The organism is Rhizobium sp. KNZ14-9A (assembly GCF_056755015.1).
In genome coordinates this window covers 667,605-687,379 of sequence record NZ_JBPGXB010000002.1, presented here as the reverse complement: position 1 = coordinate 687,379, position 19,775 = coordinate 667,605, and the positions used below count along the sequence as shown (strand labels likewise).

Here is a 19,775-nt window from a genome sequence, read left to right as displayed (position 1 = left end):
CGCTTCGGATACGTTCTTAAGCTCTCTCGAAGCCGCGCGCCACTTCCCAATCCGTGATGCGGCGGTCGTATTCTTCCTGCTCCCATTCGGCCGCGCGGGTATAGTGATCGATCACCTCGTCGCCGAAGGCTGCCCGCAGCATCTCCGATTCCGTCATGGCCTTGGTGGCGGAGCGCAGCGTGCGCGGGATCTCGCGGATGTCCTTGCCGAAATAGGCATCGCCCACATAGGGCGCCTCCAGTTCCAGCTTCTTCTCGATGCCGTCGATGCCGGCGGCAAGCAGGGCCGCGAAGGCAAGATAGGGATTGAGATCGGAACCTCCGACGCGGCATTCGATACGGATCGCCTTGGTTTCCTCGCCGCAGAGGCGGTAGCCCGCCGTGCGGTTATCCTTGCTCCAGACGGCCTTTGTCGGCGCGAAAGTGCCGGCCATGAAGCGCTTGTAGGAGTTGATGTAAGGCGCCAGGAAATAGGTGATTTCGCTCGCGTGGCTGAGCAGGCCGGCAATATAGTTCTGCATCAGCGGTGTCATGCCATGATGGCCGGCATGGTCGAAGAAGAGCGGCTTTTCTTCGAGGCTCCAGAGCGACTGGTGGATATGCGAGGAGCTGCCGGCGGCGTTGTAATGCCACTTGGCGAGGAAGGTGATCGCCTTACCCTTCGACCAGGCGATTTCCTTGCAGCCGTTCTTGATGATCGCATGGCGGTCGGCCATGGTGAGCGCATCGGCATAACGCACATTGATTTCTTCCTGGCCGGCAGACGCCTCGCCCTTAGAATTTTCGACCGGAATGCCGGCACCCTGCAGGCCTTTGCGAATCGCCCGCATCACCTCTTCTTCCTTGGTCGTCTGGAAGATGTGGTAGTCCTCATTATAGGCGCTGGCGAGCTTCAGGTTGCGGTAGCCGGAAGCCTGTGCCGCCTCGTAGGTCTGGTCGAACAGGAAGAATTCGAGTTCGGAGGCCATATAGGCCTTCATGCCCATGTCCTCCAGGCGCTTGACCTGCTTCTTCAGGATCGCGCGCGGCGAATGGGCCACTTCCTCATGCGTATGGTGGTCGAGCACGTCGCAGAGAACGAGCGCGGTACCTTCGAGCCAGGGAATGACGCGCAGCGTCGAAAGGTCCGGCTTCATCGTATAGTCGCCGTAGCCCTTTTCCCAGCTCGTCGCCTTGTAGCCGGAGACGGTTTCCATCTCCATGTCGGTTGCCTGTAGGTAGTTGCAGCTATGCGTTTCCTTCCAGGCGCTTTCGAGGAAAAACTCCGCCTGGAAACGCTTGCCCATCAGGCGCCCCTGCATGTCCACCTGGCAGGCAAGCACCGTATCGATGCGCCCGTCGGCAACGTCCTGTCTGAGATCGTCGAGAGTATAGCTGCTCATGATGTATCCGCCTGAAATTGAACCTGAGAAATCGGGAAAACGAAACGGCATGCGACCGCCGGGATCAACCCGCCCGATGCCTTTTCGTTGAACCGTGAGGGGGCCGCGTGATGCGGCCCCGCCATGTGAGAGGGAAGCCTCAGTTCTTAGCTTTCGCCGACGGCCTTTTCGGCCGCTGCGATCTCGGCCTGGCGTTTTGCCACTTCGTCGCCGATCGGCGGGCCCTTGAAGCGGCGGCTTTCGAAGCCGAACCAGACGATGCCCGTCAGCACCAGGAACCCTACCGTGACGTAGAGCGCCGGCCTGTTCGGCGGCTGAATGCCGAGAACGAAGATCAGGATCATCGCGAGGATCGAGAGGACCGCGAAGAGCTTGAACATGCCTTCGCCGAGGTTCCACGGACCCATCTTGTCCCACTTCGAGGTTCCCCAGGCAAAGAGGCCGAGTGCGATCGGGATCGCGAAGGAGAAGAACAGGAAGATGACCGTGCAGGATACGACAATCGTGTAAACCGGCGTGTCGCCGATCGAGACGAGCGACGAGCCCCAGACGAAGAGCACCGAGAGGATCGAGCCCGTCCAGATCGCAGCAACCGGCGTGCGGTAGTTCGGGCTGACCTTCGACAGCGCCTTGGAGGCCGGCAGGCCGCCATCACGCGAAAAGGCGAAGATCATGCGCGAGACCGAGGTGACGGTCGCAAGGCCGCACAGCCATTGGCTGACGAAGATCGCCAGATACAGGATATCCTTGACGATCGGGTTCACCTGGCTGTCCATCGCCCAGAAAAACACGTTCCAGCCCTGCTTTGCCGCGTCGTCCATGTTCGGCAGCATGAGCACGAAGGCGCACAGCATGATGTAGCCGAAAAGCGCCGACCACAGGACCGACGCGACCATGCCGCGCGGAACGGAATGCGCCGCCTTGACGGTTTCTTCCGAAGTATGCGCGGAAGCATCATAACCGGTGATGGTGTAGATCGGCAGCAGAAGGCCGAGCAGGAACACCCAGGCGCCCGATGTCGTGGGCCATACATTGCTGCCGACTTCGCCGGAATAGTTGGCAAAGGTGAAGAGCCGGCCGAACTCATAAGAAGGTGCGGCAAGCAGGCACACAGCTGCGAGCACGATCGCGGTTGCAAAGATCAGGTAGCCGGAGAAGTCCGTGAGCTTTGCGGTGAGCCCGATGCCCATATGGTTCACAAGCGCCTGCGCGCCGGTGATGATCACCAGGAAGACGATCCGCACCAGCGTCGTGTCCGTCAGGCCGAGATAGCTCGTGCCGAAGGCGCCCATGAAGAAATAATAGGTGCCGACATTGATGGCGCCGAGAACGGTGACGAGGCCAAGCAGGTTGAACCAGGCTGTCAGCCAGCCGGTGAAACGGTTGCCGAGGATCGAACCCCAGTGATAGAGGCCGCCCGCAGTCGGATAGGCGGAGCTGATCTGCGCCATGGCGACGGCAAAAACGAGCGAAACAAAGCAGCCGATCGGCCAGCCGATGCCGATGGCGGCACCGCCCGCGCCCGAGGTCGCCTGCGCCAGCGAGTTGATACCGCCGGAGAGGATGCAGATGATCGAAAAGGAAACGGCGAAATTCGAAAACGAGCTCATCCGCCGTTCGAGTTCCTGGGCATAGCCCATGGAATGCAGGATATGTACATCCTGCTTCTTATCACTTTCGGTATAGTCCGACATGACTTCCCCCTGTTGACAATCGCCCGCGGAATTGCGGCCGATCCTGTGCCAATAGTGCCCGTGGCTTTTCGCCTTGCGGGCTGTTCGCAGTTAAACTGCTCCCCGGGGTCTTATGTTTTATTCAGGCGTCCAGACTCTGCTGGATGAGCCTTGTGAGATAGTCGGCCACGACCCCTTGGCCGGTATCGTCTGCGATGAGGTCGTTTCGGACCTCGATCATGACATTGCGAAGCCCGTTGGAAATGCCGTGCAGGATCAGCGTGTGCGTCACGCCGTCCTCCGGCCCGTAGGGCTCGTTGCGTTCGGTGCGGTAGAGCGGCGCCTCGGCCGCTGATACCAGCATGCGGTCGGCAAGGCGGCTGTCCTCATCATGAAGGATGCCGAGCTCGACGGCGCGCTGCAGGCCATTATAGACCGGTGTGAAGCTGTGGATCGTCACGATGACGCTATCCTGTCCCCTCGCCTGCCGATCGTGGATCAAGGCGCGCACGCCGTCATGGAATGGCAGGTAGAGAGCTTCCGTGCGGGCTTGGCGTTCGCCCTCGGTCAAACCCCTGTTACCGGGAATCGCATAGATCTCGCTGACCTCGGGCATGGCGCCCGGCGAGTTCGGCGGCCGGTTGCAATCATAGATCAGCCGGGAGAAGCGCTGGTAGATCAGCGTCGCATCGAGAGCCGCCGAAATGCCGCGGGCAACGGCAAGCGCTCCGGGATCCCAGGCGATGTGGCTTAAAAGCGCTTCTTCGGAGAGGCCGAGATTACCGAAATGTTCAGGAAGCGTGCGGGATGCATGCTCGCAGATGATGAGCACGGGACTCTTGCCATGAACGCGTTCGATTGCGACGCAATCGCCGTCCGCTTCGCTGAGAATTCGGGGCTGAGCCAACACCAACAGCACCTCTCCATCGCTTAATAAAATCTTTACAAGAAAAGAATTCTTCAGGTTCACGGCAGTGTCAAGCGCGCTCTGAAAATTTCTTTTCATGACACTTGTTGACATGGATTGTGACAGCGTTGTTAACTTTCAGTGGGAAAGTGGCATCAGACCATCCCGGGGAGCAAAATCACGTGAGTGTCGCGGCTAAGACCGTTTCGGACGTCATTCATTCACATCTCGGCGTGCTCACACGCGCCGAAAAGCAGTTGGCCGAAAGCCTGCTCGACAACTACCCTGTCTCCGGCCTCGGCAGCATCACCACTATTGCTGAAAATGCCGGCGTCTCTACGCCGACGGTCGTGCGCATGGTCCAGAAGCTCGGCTACAAGGGCTATCCGGACTTCCAGCAGCATCTGCATCAGGAAGTCGAGGCGACGATTTCCAATCCCATCGCCAAGCACGACCGCTGGGCCCAGAACGCGCCGGGCACCCATATATTGAACCGTTTCGCCGATGCCATCATGGGCAATCTGCGTCAGACGCTCTCCGATCTCGATACGGCTACCTTTGATAACGCCGCAGCCTTGCTCTCGGACCGCAAGCGCACGCTCTATTTCGTCGGCGGACGCATCACCGGCGCACTCGCCGAATATTTCTTCACCCATATGCAGGTCATCCGCCCGAACACGGCGCTGCTTTCTTCCAATTCGTCGAGCTGGCCGCAATACGTCCTCAATATGAATCCGGGTGACCTGCTCATCATCTTCGATATCCGCCGCTACGAGCAGGAAATGGTGAGCCTCGCCACCGCCGCCCGCAAGCGCGGAGCCGAAATCATCGTCTTCACCGACCAGTGGGCTTCGCCCGCCGCCAAGCTCGCCCGTCACGCCTTTCGCGTGCAGATCGAGGCGCCGTCGGCCTGGGATTCCTCCGTCGTCACACTCTTCATTGTCGAGGCGCTCATCGAGGCGGTTCAGAACTCGACCTGGGACGAGACGAAGGAGCGCATGAAAACGCTGGAAGGCCTGTTTGAACAGACCCGGCTTTTCCGCAAACCCGGTTAGGAGGGCAAGACTAAAACAGAGGAAAAACAATGACGGATTTTTGCGGAAATAGGCCGCATTGTCGCAAATGAAACATTCGACGCAAACGCCTGCTATTTATGCAAAACTACTGTCATCCAGCCGTCACACAAGCTTCATGTAAGCTCATTAACAGCATCGCCAGACACTGAAAACCCGAAGGAGAACAACAGTGATCTCTAACATTTCTCGACTGCTGTCGCTTTCTACTGCGATGATCGTGGCTTCGACCGCGATTGCCGCCGCTGAGCCGAGCGCTGAACTTATCGCCGCCGCCAAGAAGGAAGGCACTCTGACGACGATCGCTCTCCCGCACAGCTGGTGCGGCTACGGCGACGTCATTGCCGGCTTCAAGGCCAAGTATGGCCTCGAGGTCAACGAACTGAACCCGGATGCAAGTTCGGGCGACGAAGTCGAAGCCATCAAAGCCAACAAGGGCAACACCGGCCCGCAGGCCCCAGATGTCATCGACGTCGGCCTCTCTTTCGGCCCATCCGCCAAGAAAGACGGCCTGATCCAGCCTTACAAGGTCTCAACCTGGGATTCCATTCCGGACAGCGCCAAGGACGCCGATGGCTACTGGTACGGCGACTATTACGGCGTTCTGGCGCTCCTCGTGAACAAGGATCTCGTCAAGCAGTCGCCGACCGATTGGGCCGACCTGAAGAAGAGCGACTACGCAAATTCCGTCGCCCTCGCAGGCGATCCGCGCAGCGCCAACCAGGCCGTCCAGGGCGTCTATGCCGCTGGTCTTTCCGCCTCCGGCGGTGACGCGGCCAAGGCAGGCGAAGAAGGTCTGAAGTTTTTCGCCGAGCTGAACAAGGCCGGCAATTTCGTACCCGTCGTCGGTAAGGCTGCTCCCTTCGCGCAGGGCTCCACGCCGATCGTCATCGCCTGGGACTACAACGCGATTTCCTGGGGCGAAGGCCTGAAGGGCAACCCGCCCTTCGAAGTTGTCGTTCCGAAGACGGGCGTCGTTGCCGGCGTCTACGTCCAGGCGATCTCCGCTTTCGCTCCTCACCCGAACGCTGCCAAGCTCTGGATGGAATACCTCTATTCCGACGAAGGTCAGCTCGGCTGGCTGAAGGGCTACTGCCACCCGATCCGCTTCAACGATCTTGCCAAGAACAACAAGATCCCGAAGGATCTGCTCGACAAGCTGCCTCCGGCGGCAGCCTATGAAAAGGCTGTCTTCCCGACGCTCGAAGAGCAGGCCGCCGGCAAGGAAACCATCACCAAGAACTGGGATTCCGTCGTCGGCGCCAACGTTCAGTAATATCTGACCTCGCCTCCCCGCCGACAACGGCGGGGAGGTTTTCTCACTCCGACGCCCCCAGGATGAGCTTTTCCATGAGCACCGTGTCAACGCCTATGGCGAGCAGTGTCCCGTTGATCAACAAAGACCGCGTGATCGACTGGCTGGGCATTGCACCCTTCATCATTTTCTCCATGCTGTTCCTGATCATCCCCACGCTTTATCTTGTGGTGGGTGCGTTCCTGACACCCGAGGGCGATTTCACGCTGAAGAATATTGGTGATCTCTTCACCCCATCGATCATGAGCGCCTACTGGATCAGTATCCGCGTCTCGGTTGCTTCCGCCCTCGGCGGCGCGCTGATTGGCTTCTTTCTCGCTTGGGCCGTTGTGCTCGGTGGCCTTCCCGCCTCCGTGCGCTCGACACTACTGACCTTCTCCGGCGTCGCCTCGAATTTCGCCGGCGTGCCGCTCGCCTTCGCCTTTCTTGCAACGCTTGGTCGCACTGGCCTTGTGACGATCTTCCTGCGCGATTGGTTTGGCTTCAATCTCTACGGCACCGGCTTCAACCTGCTGTCCTTCTTCGGCCTCACCATCACCTACATGTATTTCCAGATCCCGCTGATGGTGCTGATCCTGACGCCAGCGCTCGACGGCATGAAGAAGGAATGGCGCGAAGCCTCGCAGATCCTCGGCGCCACTAATCGTCAATATTGGACGATGGTCGCGCTGCCGATCCTCTGGCCGAGCCTGCTCGGCACCACGCTGCTGCTCTTCGCCAACGCCTTCGGCGCCATCGCCACGGCCTTTGCGCTGACCGGCAGCTCGCTGAACATCGTGCCGATTTTGCTTTATGCGCAGATTCGCGGCGACGTTCTGCACAACGCCAACCTCGGTTACGCCATCGCGCTCGGCATGATCGTCATAACCGGCGTCTCCAACGTCCTTTACCTCATGCTGCGCATGCGCGCCGAACGGTGGCAGAAATGAAAGCTCAACGTCTTGGAGCCTGGATCGCCGTTGTCCTGGGGGCATCCTATTTCGTCATTCCGTTGATCGGCACAATCGAGTTTTCGCTGCGCATGCGCCGCGGCCAATACAGCCTCGATGCCTATGAGTCGGTCTTCTCAGACGCTCAGTTCCGCGAGACCTTCGGCTATTCCATGCTGATGGCGTTGCTCACCATCGTCTTCGGCATGCTGCTCGTCGTGCCGACGGCCTACTGGGTGCGGCTACGCTTGCCACAGATGCGCCCGGTCGTCGAATTCATCACGCTGCTACCGCTCGTGATTCCGGCGATCGTCATCGTCTTCGGCTACCTCAGAATGTACAACTCGTCGTCCTATCTGCCGCTGACGGGTTCGACGACAGGTACCAACATCCTGCTGGTCTTCTCCTATATCACACTGTCGCTACCCTACATGTACCGCGCCGTCGATACCGCCATGCGCGCCATCGACGTCCGCACGCTGACGGAGGCGGCCGAAAGTCTCGGCGCCCGCTGGACAACAATCATGTTCAAATGCATTTTCCCGAACGTCATGAGCGGTGTGCTGTCGGGTGCCTTCATCACACTTGCGATCGTCATGGGTGAGTTCACCTTCGCAGCACTGCTCAATCGTCCGGCCTTTGGTCCCTACCTGCAGCTCGTCGGTGCCAACAAGGCTTATGAGCCTTCTGCGCTCGCCGTCATCGCCTTCTCTATCACCTGGCTCAGCATGGGCCTACTCAACCTCGTTTCCCGCTTCGGCAAAGCCCGCCCGGCAAAGGCTTAAGGTAACTGGCTCATGTCCTTTCTCACACTGAACAACATTCAGAAATCCTTTGGCCCGGTTCAGGTCGTTAAGAACTTCAACATGAATATCGAGAAGGGGGAGTTCGTCTCGTTTCTCGGACCGTCTGGCTGCGGCAAGACGACCGTTCTGCGCATGATCGCCGGCTTCGAAACGCCGACGGGCGGCACGCTGACCATCAACGGCAAGGACCAGAGCGCGCTGAAGCCGAACCAGCGCAATATCGGCATGGTTTTCCAAGCCTACGCGCTGTTCCCCAACATGACGGTGCATAACAACGTCGCCTTCGGCCTCAAGGTCGCGGGTGCGCCCAAGCCGGAGATCGACAGGCGAGTCAAGGAAATGCTCGGCCTCATCAAGCTCGATCATCTGGCAGACCGCTTCCCCTACCAGATGTCCGGCGGCCAGCAGCAGCGTGTTGCTCTTGCCCGTGCCCTTGCCGTCAAGCCGCAGGTCCTGCTGCTCGACGAGCCGCTCTCGGCACTCGACGCCAAGATCCGCGTGTCGCTGCGCGAAGAAATCCGCCAGATCCAGCAATCGCTCGGCATCACCACGGTTTTCGTCACGCACGACCAGGAAGAAGCGCTTTCGATCTCCGACCGTATCGTCGTCATGAATGGCGGCAAGGCAGACCAGATCGGCACGCCCTTCGAGATCTACAACACGCCGGCAACGCGCTTCGTCGCCTCCTTCGTCGGCACGCTGAACCTCATCGAAGCCAAGGTCGTCGATCCGGATAGCAACCGCATCCAGATCGGCGATCAGGGTGTGACGCTGAAACAGTCCGTCCAGGCATACAAGGCTGGCGACACTGTTCAGCTTGCGCTCCGCCCGGAAGCTGGTTCGCTTGCCGAAGGCACCCAGAGCGACACTGCGCTGACCGGTCAGGTCGTCTCCGCGCACTTCCTGGGTTCGGTCATCCGCACCCGCATGAATGTCGGCGGCAACGTCATCTCCTTCGACATGTTCAACAGCCCCGGCGTCACCCCGCCGGCCGCTGGCGAAACCGTGACGCTCCGCTTCATGGCCGCCGACCTGCTCGTCATCCGCGACTGATCGGAAGAAAAACCTTCTTGATGAGGGCGCCGCCGGTGCGGCGCCTTTTTCGTTTCGCGGAAATACTGTCAGCAAACGTGATGGAGCTATCACCAGAAAGAGCTTGAAGCGGCGGGAACCATGCCGCATGGAGCAAACATACCGATCCACGAAGTGCCCCATAATGTCATCAGTCGCAGCCTCCGCTCCCCGCAGCCTCACCTCCCAGGATTTCCGCACACTTGGCCTTTCCGCCCTCGGCGGCGCACTGGAATTCTACGATTTCATCATCTTCGTCTTCTTCGCAGCCGTGATCGGCAAGCTTTTCTTCCCGCCGGAAATGCCGGACTGGCTGGTGACGCTGCAGACCTTCGGCATCTTCGCCGCCGGCTATCTGGTGCGGCCACTCGGCGGCATCGTGCTTGCCCATTTCGGTGACCTCTTCGGCCGCAAGAAGGTCTTCGCCTTCTCGATCCTGCTGATGGCGCTCTCGACGCTCGGCATGGCCGCCATGCCGACCTATGCTTCGATCGGCGTCGCAGCCCCCGTACTTCTCATTCTGATGCGCATCCTCCAGGGTGCGGCGATCGGCGGCGAGGTTCCCGGCGCCTGGACCTTCGTTGCCGAGCATGTTCCCTTCCGCCGCGTCGGCTTTGCCTGCGGCTTCCTCTGCTCGGGCCTGACGCTCGGAATTCTCTTCGGCTCCTTCATCGCCACGATCATCAATACGGTTTTCACGCCTGACGATATCGCCGCTTATGCATGGCGCCTGCCCTTCTTCATCGGCGGGATCTTCGGCCTTGTTGCCGTCTATCTCCGCCAGTGGCTGCAGGAAACGCCGATCTTCTCGGAGATGAAACAGAGCCGCTCGCTGGTGCCGGAACTGCCGCTGAAGGCTGTGCTGCGCGATTACCCCCGCGGTGTCGTTATCTCCATTCTGCTGACCTGGATCCTGTCTGCCGGCATCGTCGTGACGACGCTGATGACGGCAACCTTCCTGCAGAAGCAGTACGGCTACAGCGCCCAGCAATCGCTGGCTGCCACGAGCTTCGGCACGCTGTTCCTGATCTTCGGCACGGCGGCAGCCGGCGCGATCGTCGACCGTGTCGGCTCCGGGCGCTTCTTCCTGGTCTCAAGCATCTTCTTCGCCATCGCTACCTTCGCCTTCTACAGCTATGCCGCGGTTTCGCTGACGGTCCTCTTCGTGCTCTATGCCATCATGGGCCTCGCCGTCGGCATGGTCGGCGCAGTGCCCTATGTGATGGTGCGCGCTTTTCCGGCCCGCGTCCGCTTCAGCGGCCTCTCCTTCTCCTACAATGTCTCCTATGCGATCTTCGGCGGGCTGACGCCACTTGCCGTCGCCGCCCTGCTGCCGATCAACCCGATGGCGCATGCCTATTATCTGCTGTTCATCGCCGCCCTCACCTTTGGCCTCGGCCTCTATCTTCTGGCCAAGGGAGACAGTATCGAGGCTGAAGTCGGCATCGAGGAACTGACAGGCCGGCTGACCTCACGAAACTGAATGGGCAACACGGGCCGGGCGGCCGTTCGCCCGACTTTTTCTACAATGGGGTATTTCAATGATTACCTGCTATCTGCGATACGTCATCGATCCATACAAGCTCGCTGAATTCGAGGAATACGCCCGGCTCTGGATTCCGATCGTCAACAGGATGGGCGGCACTCATCACGGCTATTTCCTGCCATCGGAAGGCGCAAACAACATTGCCGTGGCGCTGTTTTCCTTCCCGAGCCTTGCCGCCTATGAGGACTATCGCACTCGTATGGCAAGCGACCCGGAATGCCAGGCCGCCTTCGAACTCGACAAGCGTAACCGGAGCATCATCAGCTATGAGCGCAGCTTCATGCGCCCTGTTCTCGGCTGATCCCCTGGAATTCGGTCCAGACATATCAATCCGGACGATCGGGATAAGACAGCACCAGATTCCATAGAATTCGGATATCCGGATTGTTCCGTTGCTGTCGGCCGCCCCAACCGGGGATAGAGTGCAAGGCATATCTTCATCTACTGGATGACGGCTTTGCGCACCGAAGCGATGACACAATCAATGTCGGCGAAGGATTGGGGCCAGCTCGTGCTCCTGGGCGCACTTTGGGGCGGGTCCTTCTTCTTCGCCCGCATAGCCGTATCCGAAATTCCTCCCTTGGCCCTCGTCCTTTATCGCGTGGTGATTGCCGCGCTGGTCCTGCATCTCTGGTTAAGGTTGCGCGGCATTTCCTTCGTGCCCGTTCTCACCCGGCCCGGCTCTTTCCTGTGTCTCGCCCTGCTCAACAACGTCATTCCGTTCTCGCTGATCTTCACTGGCCAAACGGAAATCGGCGCCGGCCTCGCCTCGGTGTTCTATGCAACAACACCTCTTTGGACGATCCTCGTAGCAAACGCGCTGACGCCGGATGAAAAGATCTCAACCGTGAAGATTGCGGGCGTCGCTATCGGCATCGCAGGCGCCGCCGTCATGATCGGCCCAGGGCTTCTATCCAATCTTGGCGGCCCCACATGGGCAAAACTCGCAGTCATCGGAGCCGCCGTCTCCTATGCCTTCGCCGTGGTCTACGCCAAGCGCTTCAAAGGCATAAGTCCGACGGTGGTCGCGACCGGCCAACTGACAGGCGCTACCATCCTCATGCTGCCGATCGTTTTCTTTTTCTACAGCCCGGCCGACATGGTCACGTCGTCTGTTTCGATATGGATGGCCGTGCTGGTTCTCGCGATCCTGACCACTGCCTTCGCTTTCATTCTCTATTTCAATCTCATCGCCTCGGCCGGAGCGACCAATGCTTCCCTGGTGACGCTGCTGGTGCCTGTCAGCGCGATCCTACTGGGTACGGTGTTTCTCGGCGAGAGACTGGAGACGTTCGAGTTTGGCGGCATGATCCTGGTCATGGCGAGCCTGATCATCATCGATGGCCGGATTTTTCAACGCTAACCATCTACCTGTCGATCGAAAGAAATAGCCCCGCTCGATGGCGGGGCGTTTCTTTCAGGTGGCAATCAGCGGATCGCTTGGTCGTTCGCATCGAAGCGATGGACGTGGCCGCCATCGGGCGTCGCGTAGACAATCTCATCGGGTTCATACTTATGCTCGCCGAAGAGACGCGCGGTCAGCAGGCCGCACTGGTCGGATTCCAGATAGACGATTGTGTCGGCGCCGAGATGCTCGACATGCACAGTCTTCGCCTTCCAGGTGCCGCTGTCGCGAGACAGCGTCAGGTGTTCGGGGCGGATGCCGACCGTTTTTGCGTCAACATCGCCGACCTTGTCGCCGGCAATGAAGTTCATCTGCGGCGAGCCGATGAAGCCGGCGACGAATGTGTTGGCCGGGCGGTTATAGAGTTCCATCGGCGAACCGATCTGCTCGATTGCACCGGCATTCAGCACCACGATCTTGTCGGCGAGCGTCATGGCTTCGACCTGATCGTGGGTGACGTATATCATCGTCGCCTTGAGGCTGCGGTGCAGGCGAGCGATTTCGAGGCGCGTCTGCACACGCAACGCTGCGTCGAGGTTGGAGAGCGGCTCATCGAACAGGAAGAGTTCCGGCTCGCGCACGATCGCACGGCCGATCGCCACGCGCTGGCGCTGACCACCAGAAAGCTCGGCCGGGCGACGCGCCAGATATTGCTCGAGTGACAGCATCGACGACGCCTTGCTCACCCGCTTCTCGATCTCGTCCTTGGCCGTACCGGCTTGCTTGAGACCGAGGCCCATGTTGTCCTTGACCGTCAGGTGCGGATAGAGCGCGTAGGACTGGAACACCATGGCGATACCGCGTTTGGCCGGCGGTGTCAGCGTCTCATCGCGGCCGTTGATGATGACGGCGCCCGAGGTCACGTCTTCCAGGCCGGCAATGCTGCGAAGCAGGGTTGATTTTCCGCAGCCGGAAGGGCCGACGAAAATGACGAATTCGCCGTCTTTGACCTCGAGGTCGATGCCCTTCAGCACATCATGCGTGCCATAGGCCTTGCGGATGGATTTGAGTTGAAGCGATCCCACTAGTCTTTCCTTATAGTCTAACCGGTCGGCCGATGCGCACGCTTTCGTCAGCGGCAAGGCAGATGCGCAGCGAGGCCACGGCGTCATCCATATGGCGGGTAAGGTCCAGATCTTCGCTGACAGCGCGCAGCACGAAGGCCTGTTCCAGGTCGCAAAGCGCCTGATGGCCGGGCTCGCCTTCCATCGTCATGTCCTGATCGGGACGGATGAATTTGCCGTCCGGGCCGGTCTCTGCCGTATGCAGCCGGATGACGGATGTCTTGGTATGCGTGTCGATATCGTCGGACTTCGCCTTCGGATCCATGACGATCGAAACCGCGCCGTTCGGCGACATGACGTCCTTCACGAAGAAAGCAGTCTCGGAAATCATCGGTCCCCAGCCGGCCTCGTACCAGCCGACGGAACCGTCTTCATAGAGCACCTGCAGGTGGCCGTAATTATACATGTCGGGCGCAATCTCGTTCGACAGCCGCAGGCCCATGCCGCGTACCTCGACAGCCTTGGCATCGGTGATCTGGCACATGACGTCGACATAGTGGACGCCGCAATCGACGATCGGCGATGTCGTCTGCATCAGCGACTTGTGCGTCGCCCAGGTCGGGCCGCTGGACTGCTGATTGAGGTTCATGCGGAAGACATAGGGGCCGCCGAGCTTCCGCGCCTCCTCGATCAGCTTCTTCCAGGATGGATGGTGGCGAAGGATGTAACCGATGACCAGCTTCTTGCCGGCCTTCTTCGCCGCGGCCACGACGCGCTCCGCATCGGCAACCGTCGTTGCGAGCGGCTTTTCGACGAAGACGTCACAGCCGGCCTCAAAGGCAGCCACAGCGTAATCGGCATGGCTGTCGGAATAGGTGTTGATCGAGCAGAGATCCGGCTTCAGTTCGGCAAGCGCCGTCATGAAGTCAGGATGGATCGTGTATTGATCCAGTTCCGGGGCGAGCTGCGACGGCTTGGAGCGATTGACGAGGCCGACGATCTCGAAGCCCGGATTGTTGTGATAGGCGAGCGCATGGCTGCGGCCCATATTGCCGAGGCCGGCAACGAGAACACGGATCGGCTTTTCGGATTGGCTCACTTGACAGCTCCCGAGGTAATGCCGCGGATCAGCTGCCGCGAGAAGATGACGTAGAGAACGAGGATCGGCAGGATCGCCAGCGACAGTGCTGCCAGAACCGCATTCCAATTGGTGACGAACTGGCCGATGAAGATCTGCGAACCGAGCGTCACGGTCTTGGTGGCTTCGGATGGCGCCAGGATCAGCGGAAACCACAGGTCGTTCCAGATCGGGATCATCGTGAAGACGGCGACCGTCGCCATAGCCGGCCGCACCAGCGGCAGCACAAGGCGGAAGAAAATCGAATATTCCGAGAGCCCGTCGATACGACCGGCGTTCTTCAGGTCGTCGGAAACCGTGCGCATGAATTCCGACAGGATGAAGATCGCAAGCGGGATACCCTGCGCCGTATAGACGAGGATCAGGGCCGTCAGTGTATTGACGAGGCCGGTCGCGACCATGCCCTGCAGGATGGCGACCGTGCCGAGGCGGATCGGGATCATGATGCCGATCGCCATATAGAGGCCCATCAGCGTATTGCCCTTGAAGCGGTATTCCGACAGCGCAAAGGCGGCCATCGCCCCGAACAGCAGCACAAGGAAGATCGCAACGATCGTCACGATGAAGCTGTTCTGGAAATAGGTGGCGAAGTCACCCTGCCCCAGTACCGTCTGGTAACCGACGAGGCTGAAGGTCGAAGGCGTCGGCACCTGCAGCGGCGACCGGAAGATCGAATTGCGGTCCTTGAACGAATTAACGATCGTCAGGAACACCGGAAAGATGGCAATCAGCGTGTAACCGATCAGCGCCAGATGCACGAGGCCGGCACGGATGGGGGATGTGCGCGCTCTGTTCGACATGGGGCTCACACTCCTCAGAACTGGTAGCGGCGCATGCGCCGCTGGATAGCGAAAAGATAGAAGGACACGCCGGCAAGGATGATGAGGAACATCACCGTCGCGATCGTCGCGCCCATGGACCGATCGCCGAGCTGCAGCTGGAAACCGAAGAAGGTGCGGTAGAGCAGCGTGCCCAGAATATCCGTGGACATGTCGGGGCCGGCAAGCGCGCCCTGCACCGTGTAGATCAGGTCGAAGGCATTGAAGTTGCCGACGAAGGTCAGGATCGAGATGATGCCAATTGCCGGCAGGATAAGCGGCAGCTTGATCTTCCAGAACTGCGCCCAGCCGGTAATGCCATCGCATTCGGCGGCCTCGATCACTTCTTCTGGAATGCTGAGCAGCGCGGCATAGATCAGCATCATCGGAATGCCGATATATTGCCAGTTGGAGATCAGTGACACGGCGACTAGAGCCGGGCCGGACTGGCCGAGCCAGGGCGCAAAGGCCCATTTCATGCCGACGAGGCTCATCAGCCAGGGCGCCACACCCCAGATCGGCGAGAGGATCAGCTTCCAGATGAAGCCGACGATGACGAAGGAGAGCAGCGTCGGTAGGAAGATTGCCGTACGGTAGAAGGCGACGAAACGCAGCCGCGGCGTCGACAGTAGCGCGGCCAACGCAATCCCGATCGGATTCTGCACGCACATATGGATGGCGAAGAAGATCAGGTTGTTGCGGAGCGCGTTCCAGAAGTCGTGCGCCCAGCGGGCGTCGCCTAAGAGAACCTTGTAGTTGGCAAACCCAACGAAGGCCGGGGCGCCATCAACTGTATTGTAGAAGGAAAGCCGGAGCGTTTCGATCAGCGGCAGGACCATGATCGCCGAATAGACGATCAATGCCGGGAGAAGGAAGATGCCGATATGCCAGCGTATGGGACGCTTGATCGGGATCAGGTCGACTGCATTGTCGGCTTCGCTCATGGCTTTTGCCTGTTCTTATTGGCTGGGCCGGAGGGCGCAGCGCAGGTGGAAATCTTGCCCCTCACTCCCCCTCTCCTTCTATTCGGAGAGCAGGCATGCCCATACCTGAAAACCATGGGCCACGAGGCGGCTGCGAGTCTCCCGCCCCTCGCGGGACAAGATGGCCGGCAGGCCGATAAGGGGCGGCCGGAAGGACCGCCCCTCACCTTCAAAACCTTACTTCGCCGGCTTGTACCAGCTGTCGAGGCCCTTCTGGAGCTTTTCGGCAGCAGCGGCCGGGGTGTCCGTGCCGTTGATCACGTTTGCCGATTCAACCCAGGTCTCGTTTTCGAGGTTCGGCGTGCCGCGCGACAGGATCTGATAGGTCGAGCGGACGGTCGACTTGTACGGGCCGCGCCAGGAAACGAATTCCTGAGCGAGCGGATCGCTCATCTTGACCGGGTTGGAGTTCAGGCTGAAGAAGCCTGGCAGGGAGTTCGCATAGATGTCTGCGAATTCAGGCGAAGCGACCCAGGTGAGGAACTTCTTGGCTTCTTCCTGGTGCGTGCTCTTGGCGTTCAGGGCAACGCCGATATCCGGATGGTCGGAGATATAGCCCTGGTCGCCAGCCTTCGGAACCGGCGGCGGGAAGGCGCCCATCTTGAACTGCGCCTGCGTGTTGAACAGCGAGATTTCCCAGGAGCCTGCCGGATAGATGGCGGCGCGGCCGAGTGTGAAGAGGTTCTGGCTGTCCGAGTAGGTCTGGGCTTCGAAACCGTCGCCGAGATAGGGCTTCCACTTGGCAAGCTCTTCATAGGGCTTGACCCAGTCGGCGTCCGTCAGCTTCTGCTTGCCGGCGATAAGAGCTTCGCGGCCCTCTTCACCCTTCCAGTAGTTCGGGCCGATATTCTGGTAGCCCATGGTAGCTGCTTCCCAGAGATCCTTCGTGCCCATGGCGAGCGGGATGTAGGTGCCGTCAGCCTTGATCTTGTCGAGGGCCGCGAAGAACTCGTCTTCCGTCTTCGGAATGGCGATGCCGAGCTTGTCGAAGGCATCCTTGTTGTAGATGAAGCCGTGGATGACCGAAGCCATCGGCACGCAGAAGGTCGACTTGCCGTCGTCCGTCGACCATGCAGCCTTGGCGACCGGCGAGAAGTTCTCCATGCCGGACAGGCTGGTCAGATCGACGAGCTGCTTCTTGTTGAAGAGTTCGAGCGATGCGTCGAACGGACGGCAGGTGATGATGTCGCCTGCGGAACCGGCGTCGAGCTTGGCGTTCAGCGAAGCATTGTATTCAGTCGGAGCGGTCGGCGAGAAGACGATCTTGATGCCCGGGTTCTTGGCTTCGAAAGCCGGGATGATCTTTTCCTGCCAGATCTGCAGGTCGTCGTTACGCCAGCTTTCAACGGTAAGCGTCACGTCAGCGGCATGAACGAGGCCGGCCGACGACAGCAGGCTGGAGGCAAGCAGCAAGCTTTTCAGAGCAGTGTTTTTCATTTCCCTCTCCTGTTTTGAGCGCCGATAGGCGCTGTTTTCGATCTGAAACAAGCAGTTGGCGTGTCTGAGGAAACACCCAACGCCCCTTTTAGAGCCGCCAAGATTGCCGGCTCCGAAGCTCTGTCGACACGGAAGACGATAGCCCCCGGCCGGACGCTGCGCCCTCCCGATACACTGAACCGGGCGCCAGAAAATAAGGGAAAACTTGGAAGGATGCCGCGCGCTTCCGTGAGCCATGTCGGCTCCTGCGGATCGTTGCCTGCACCTTTCTCGAAACCTGGCCGGCGCTGTTTTTCTTTGCCGGTTTTCACATGCCTCGATACGCTGTTCCCTTTTCCCGAATTAAGGCCAAAAAAATACCAATTGTCCAGCCGAAATTAACTTCTGGACCTGAGAAAATTCATAAAAAAATTTTATCATTTAAAATCAATATGTTAAAAACAAGGAATTTTCCGATCATTTCTGCTTGGTAAATGGTATTTTTTTGGTATTGTATTAAAAAACATAAGGGAACAGCGTATCCGGAGGTCCGATGACGGAACTTGCAATCGGTGTAGATGGCGGTGGAACAAGCTGCCGAGCCGCAGTTGCGGACAGAATGGGCAATGTCATTGGCCGCGGCAAGGCGGGCCCTGCCAACATCCTTTCCGATCTGGAAAACTCTCTCGTCAATATCGTCGAATCCGCTCGTCAGGCTCTGCGTGATGCAGGATTTGAAAATGAAACCGTTTCCACCGCCACCGCTGTCATCGGTGTCGCCGGTGCCAATGTCGGCGATTACGGCAAGCGCATCGAAAAGGCTCTTCCCTTCAGAAACGGCCAGGTCGTCACCGACGCGCTGATTTCGCTGCAGGGCGCGCTCGGAGACGGCGACGGCATTGTCGGCGCTCTCGGAACCGGCTCCGTTTATAATGCCCGCCGGGACGGCAAACTGCATGGGATCGGCGGCTGGGGTTCGATCGTCGGCGATCAGGCAAGCGGCGCCCGGCTTGGCCGCGATCTCCTGGAAAAATCCCTGCTTGCCCATGATAAAGTTCGCGCTGCCTCACCGTTGACGGAAAAGGTCATGGCCGAATACGGCAACGATCCGGAACGCGTCGTCGAATTTGCCCATACGGCCCGGCCGGCAGACTTCGCGCGTTTTGCGCCGATGGTCTTCGAAGGCGCTCAGGCCGGCGATGTTACTGCAATCGAGATCGTCAAGGATGCAGCGCGCGCTATCAGCGAAAGCCTCGATGCACTCTCATGGGCGGAATGCCCGTCCATCTGCCTGCTTGGCGGACTGGCCAAAGCCTACCATCCGTGGCTTGCCGATCGGCACAAGGCCCTTCTCGTAGAACCAAAGGCCGATGCGCTGCAGGGCGCCGTCGACCTTGCCATAAAGCTTCGGAACGAACGGCAGAGAGGTGTGGCATGACCGACGATCTCGCCTCCATCCTTTCACCCGAACGCTTGCAGGCCGGCGGCACCGGCCCACTCTATGTGAAGCTGCGCCGCACACTCGAAGATGCCGTGCGCACCGGCACACTCGCCCATGGCGATGCCCTGCCCCCGGAACGCGACATCGCCGAATTTGCCGCCGTCAGCCGCGTCACCGTGCGCAAGGCGATCGACGAGCTTGTAGCCGATGGCCTGCTCGTGCGTCGCCATGGCTCCGGCACCTTCGTCGCAAAGCCGGTTTCGAAAGTCGAACAGCGCCTGTCGCAGCTTACTTCCTTCACTGAGGACATGGCCCGGCGCGGCATGACCGCCCGCTCCGAATGGCTGCACAAGGGTATCCACACCCCCTCGCCTGACGAGATGATGATCCTCGGCCTCGGCACCGACATCAAGGTCTCGCGCCTCTCCCGCCTGCGCATAGCCGACGACGAGCCCTTGGCGATCGAACATGCGAGCGTATCAGGCGAATTCCTGCCCGATCCCTCTGCTGTCACCAATTCGCTCTATGCCGAGCTGGAACGACGGGGCGTACGCCCGGTGCGCGCCGTCCAGCGCATATCCGCCACCAACATGAAGGAAGCCGACGCCAATCTGCTCGGCGTCCCCGTTGGCCAGGCCGGGCTCTCCATCGAGCGTATTTCCTATCTCGGTTCCGGCCGCGCGGTGGAATTCACCCGCTCGCTTTATCGTGGCGATGCCTATGACTTCGTCGCCGAGCTGACGATTGGAGCGGGCTAATTTTGTCATTTCAATTCAGAAAGATAAAGCCGGAAAGTGAATCACTTCCCGGCTTTTCCATTCATTGAATCGACCACTGAGCCTGCCGCTTTAAGCGACGGGAGAGACTCA

General features: G+C 59.6%; 18 protein-coding genes. 10 read left to right on the top strand and 8 right to left on the bottom strand.

Features of this window, described 5'->3' with window-relative positions:
- Positions 1-16: 16 nt before the first annotated feature.
- The 3 genes from ACR9ZQ_RS09545 to ACR9ZQ_RS09535 form a co-directional block, all read right to left on the bottom strand.
- Complete coding sequence (locus tag ACR9ZQ_RS09545; protein ID WP_310389264.1) at positions 17-1,381, bottom strand: glutamine synthetase family protein; 1,365 nt, start codon at positions 1,379-1,381, stop codon at positions 17-19.
- 146 nt (positions 1,382-1,527) lie between these two features.
- Positions 1,528-3,075, bottom strand: coding sequence for an amino acid permease (locus tag ACR9ZQ_RS09540; RefSeq protein WP_481427649.1), 1,548 nt, complete (start codon positions 3,073-3,075; stop codon positions 1,528-1,530).
- A gap of 121 nt (positions 3,076-3,196) precedes the next feature.
- Positions 3,197-3,967: an N-formylglutamate amidohydrolase gene (locus tag ACR9ZQ_RS09535; RefSeq protein ID WP_310389259.1), complete on the bottom strand. Its 771-nt coding sequence runs from the start codon at positions 3,965-3,967 to the stop codon at positions 3,197-3,199.
- Between the two features lie 176 nt (positions 3,968-4,143).
- Between ACR9ZQ_RS09535 and ACR9ZQ_RS09530 the strand changes: the two genes are divergently transcribed.
- The 8 genes from ACR9ZQ_RS09530 to ACR9ZQ_RS09495 all read left to right on the top strand — a co-directional run bounded on the left by ACR9ZQ_RS09530 (position 4,144) and on the right by ACR9ZQ_RS09495 (position 12,064).
- On the top strand, positions 4,144-5,016 hold the full coding sequence (locus tag ACR9ZQ_RS09530) for a MurR/RpiR family transcriptional regulator (RefSeq protein WP_113324548.1): 873 nt from the start codon (positions 4,144-4,146) through the stop codon (positions 5,014-5,016).
- A gap of 190 nt (positions 5,017-5,206) precedes the next feature.
- Positions 5,207-6,310 (top strand): ABC transporter substrate-binding protein, encoded by a 1,104-nt coding sequence (locus ACR9ZQ_RS09525; RefSeq protein WP_481427648.1) that lies wholly within the window; start codon positions 5,207-5,209, stop codon positions 6,308-6,310.
- A gap of 74 nt (positions 6,311-6,384) precedes the next feature.
- The gene (locus tag ACR9ZQ_RS09520) at positions 6,385-7,278 is read left to right on the top strand and encodes an ABC transporter permease (protein WP_481427647.1); all 894 of its coding nucleotides are present in this window, start codon (positions 6,385-6,387) and stop codon (positions 7,276-7,278) included.
- Positions 7,275-8,063 (top strand): ABC transporter permease, encoded by a 789-nt coding sequence (locus ACR9ZQ_RS09515; protein ID WP_481427646.1) that lies wholly within the window; start codon positions 7,275-7,277, stop codon positions 8,061-8,063. The genes ACR9ZQ_RS09520 and ACR9ZQ_RS09515 overlap by 4 nt, the downstream gene beginning before the upstream one ends.
- A gap of 12 nt (positions 8,064-8,075) precedes the next feature.
- Positions 8,076-9,137, top strand: coding sequence for an ABC transporter ATP-binding protein (locus tag ACR9ZQ_RS09510; RefSeq protein ID WP_481427645.1), 1,062 nt, complete (start codon positions 8,076-8,078; stop codon positions 9,135-9,137).
- Between the two features lie 163 nt (positions 9,138-9,300).
- A complete protein-coding gene (locus ACR9ZQ_RS09505; protein WP_310389248.1) occupies positions 9,301-10,638 on the top strand; it encodes an MFS transporter in 1,338 nt (445 codons plus the stop codon).
- Between the two features lie 58 nt (positions 10,639-10,696).
- Positions 10,697-11,002, top strand: a complete 306-nt coding sequence (locus ACR9ZQ_RS09500) for an NIPSNAP family protein (RefSeq protein ID WP_310389246.1) — start codon at positions 10,697-10,699, stop codon at positions 11,000-11,002.
- 183 nt (positions 11,003-11,185) lie between these two features.
- The gene (locus ACR9ZQ_RS09495; protein WP_481427644.1) at positions 11,186-12,064 is read left to right on the top strand and encodes a DMT family transporter; all 879 of its coding nucleotides are present in this window, start codon (positions 11,186-11,188) and stop codon (positions 12,062-12,064) included.
- 65 nt (positions 12,065-12,129) lie between these two features.
- Here the strand turns inward: ACR9ZQ_RS09495 and ACR9ZQ_RS09490 are convergent, their stop codons facing one another.
- From ACR9ZQ_RS09490 to ACR9ZQ_RS09470, 5 genes are all read right to left on the bottom strand, one after another.
- Positions 12,130-13,131, bottom strand: coding sequence for an ABC transporter ATP-binding protein (locus tag ACR9ZQ_RS09490; protein WP_310389242.1), 1,002 nt, complete (start codon positions 13,129-13,131; stop codon positions 12,130-12,132).
- A 10-nt stretch (positions 13,132-13,141) separates the two neighbouring features.
- The gene (locus ACR9ZQ_RS09485) at positions 13,142-14,209 is read right to left on the bottom strand and encodes a Gfo/Idh/MocA family protein (protein WP_481427643.1); all 1,068 of its coding nucleotides are present in this window, start codon (positions 14,207-14,209) and stop codon (positions 13,142-13,144) included.
- Positions 14,206-15,048: a carbohydrate ABC transporter permease gene (locus ACR9ZQ_RS09480; protein ID WP_310389240.1), complete on the bottom strand. Its 843-nt coding sequence runs from the start codon at positions 15,046-15,048 to the stop codon at positions 14,206-14,208. The genes ACR9ZQ_RS09485 and ACR9ZQ_RS09480 overlap by 4 nt, the downstream gene beginning before the upstream one ends.
- A gap of 14 nt (positions 15,049-15,062) precedes the next feature.
- On the bottom strand, positions 15,063-16,010 hold the full coding sequence (locus ACR9ZQ_RS09475; RefSeq protein ID WP_310389238.1) for a carbohydrate ABC transporter permease: 948 nt from the start codon (positions 16,008-16,010) through the stop codon (positions 15,063-15,065).
- 216 nt (positions 16,011-16,226) lie between these two features.
- A complete protein-coding gene (locus ACR9ZQ_RS09470; protein ID WP_113324557.1) occupies positions 16,227-17,486 on the bottom strand; it encodes an ABC transporter substrate-binding protein in 1,260 nt (419 codons plus the stop codon).
- 532 nt (positions 17,487-18,018) lie between these two features.
- Between ACR9ZQ_RS09470 and ACR9ZQ_RS09465 the strand changes: the two genes are divergently transcribed.
- Entirely contained in the window at positions 18,019-18,903 is an 885-nt protein-coding gene (locus ACR9ZQ_RS09465) for a glucosamine kinase nucleotide-binding domain-containing protein (protein ID WP_310389235.1), read from the top strand.
- Positions 18,900-19,664, top strand: coding sequence for a GntR family transcriptional regulator (locus tag ACR9ZQ_RS09460; RefSeq protein WP_310389233.1), 765 nt, complete (start codon positions 18,900-18,902; stop codon positions 19,662-19,664). The genes ACR9ZQ_RS09465 and ACR9ZQ_RS09460 overlap by 4 nt, the downstream gene beginning before the upstream one ends.
- Positions 19,665-19,775: the final 111 nt, after the last annotated feature.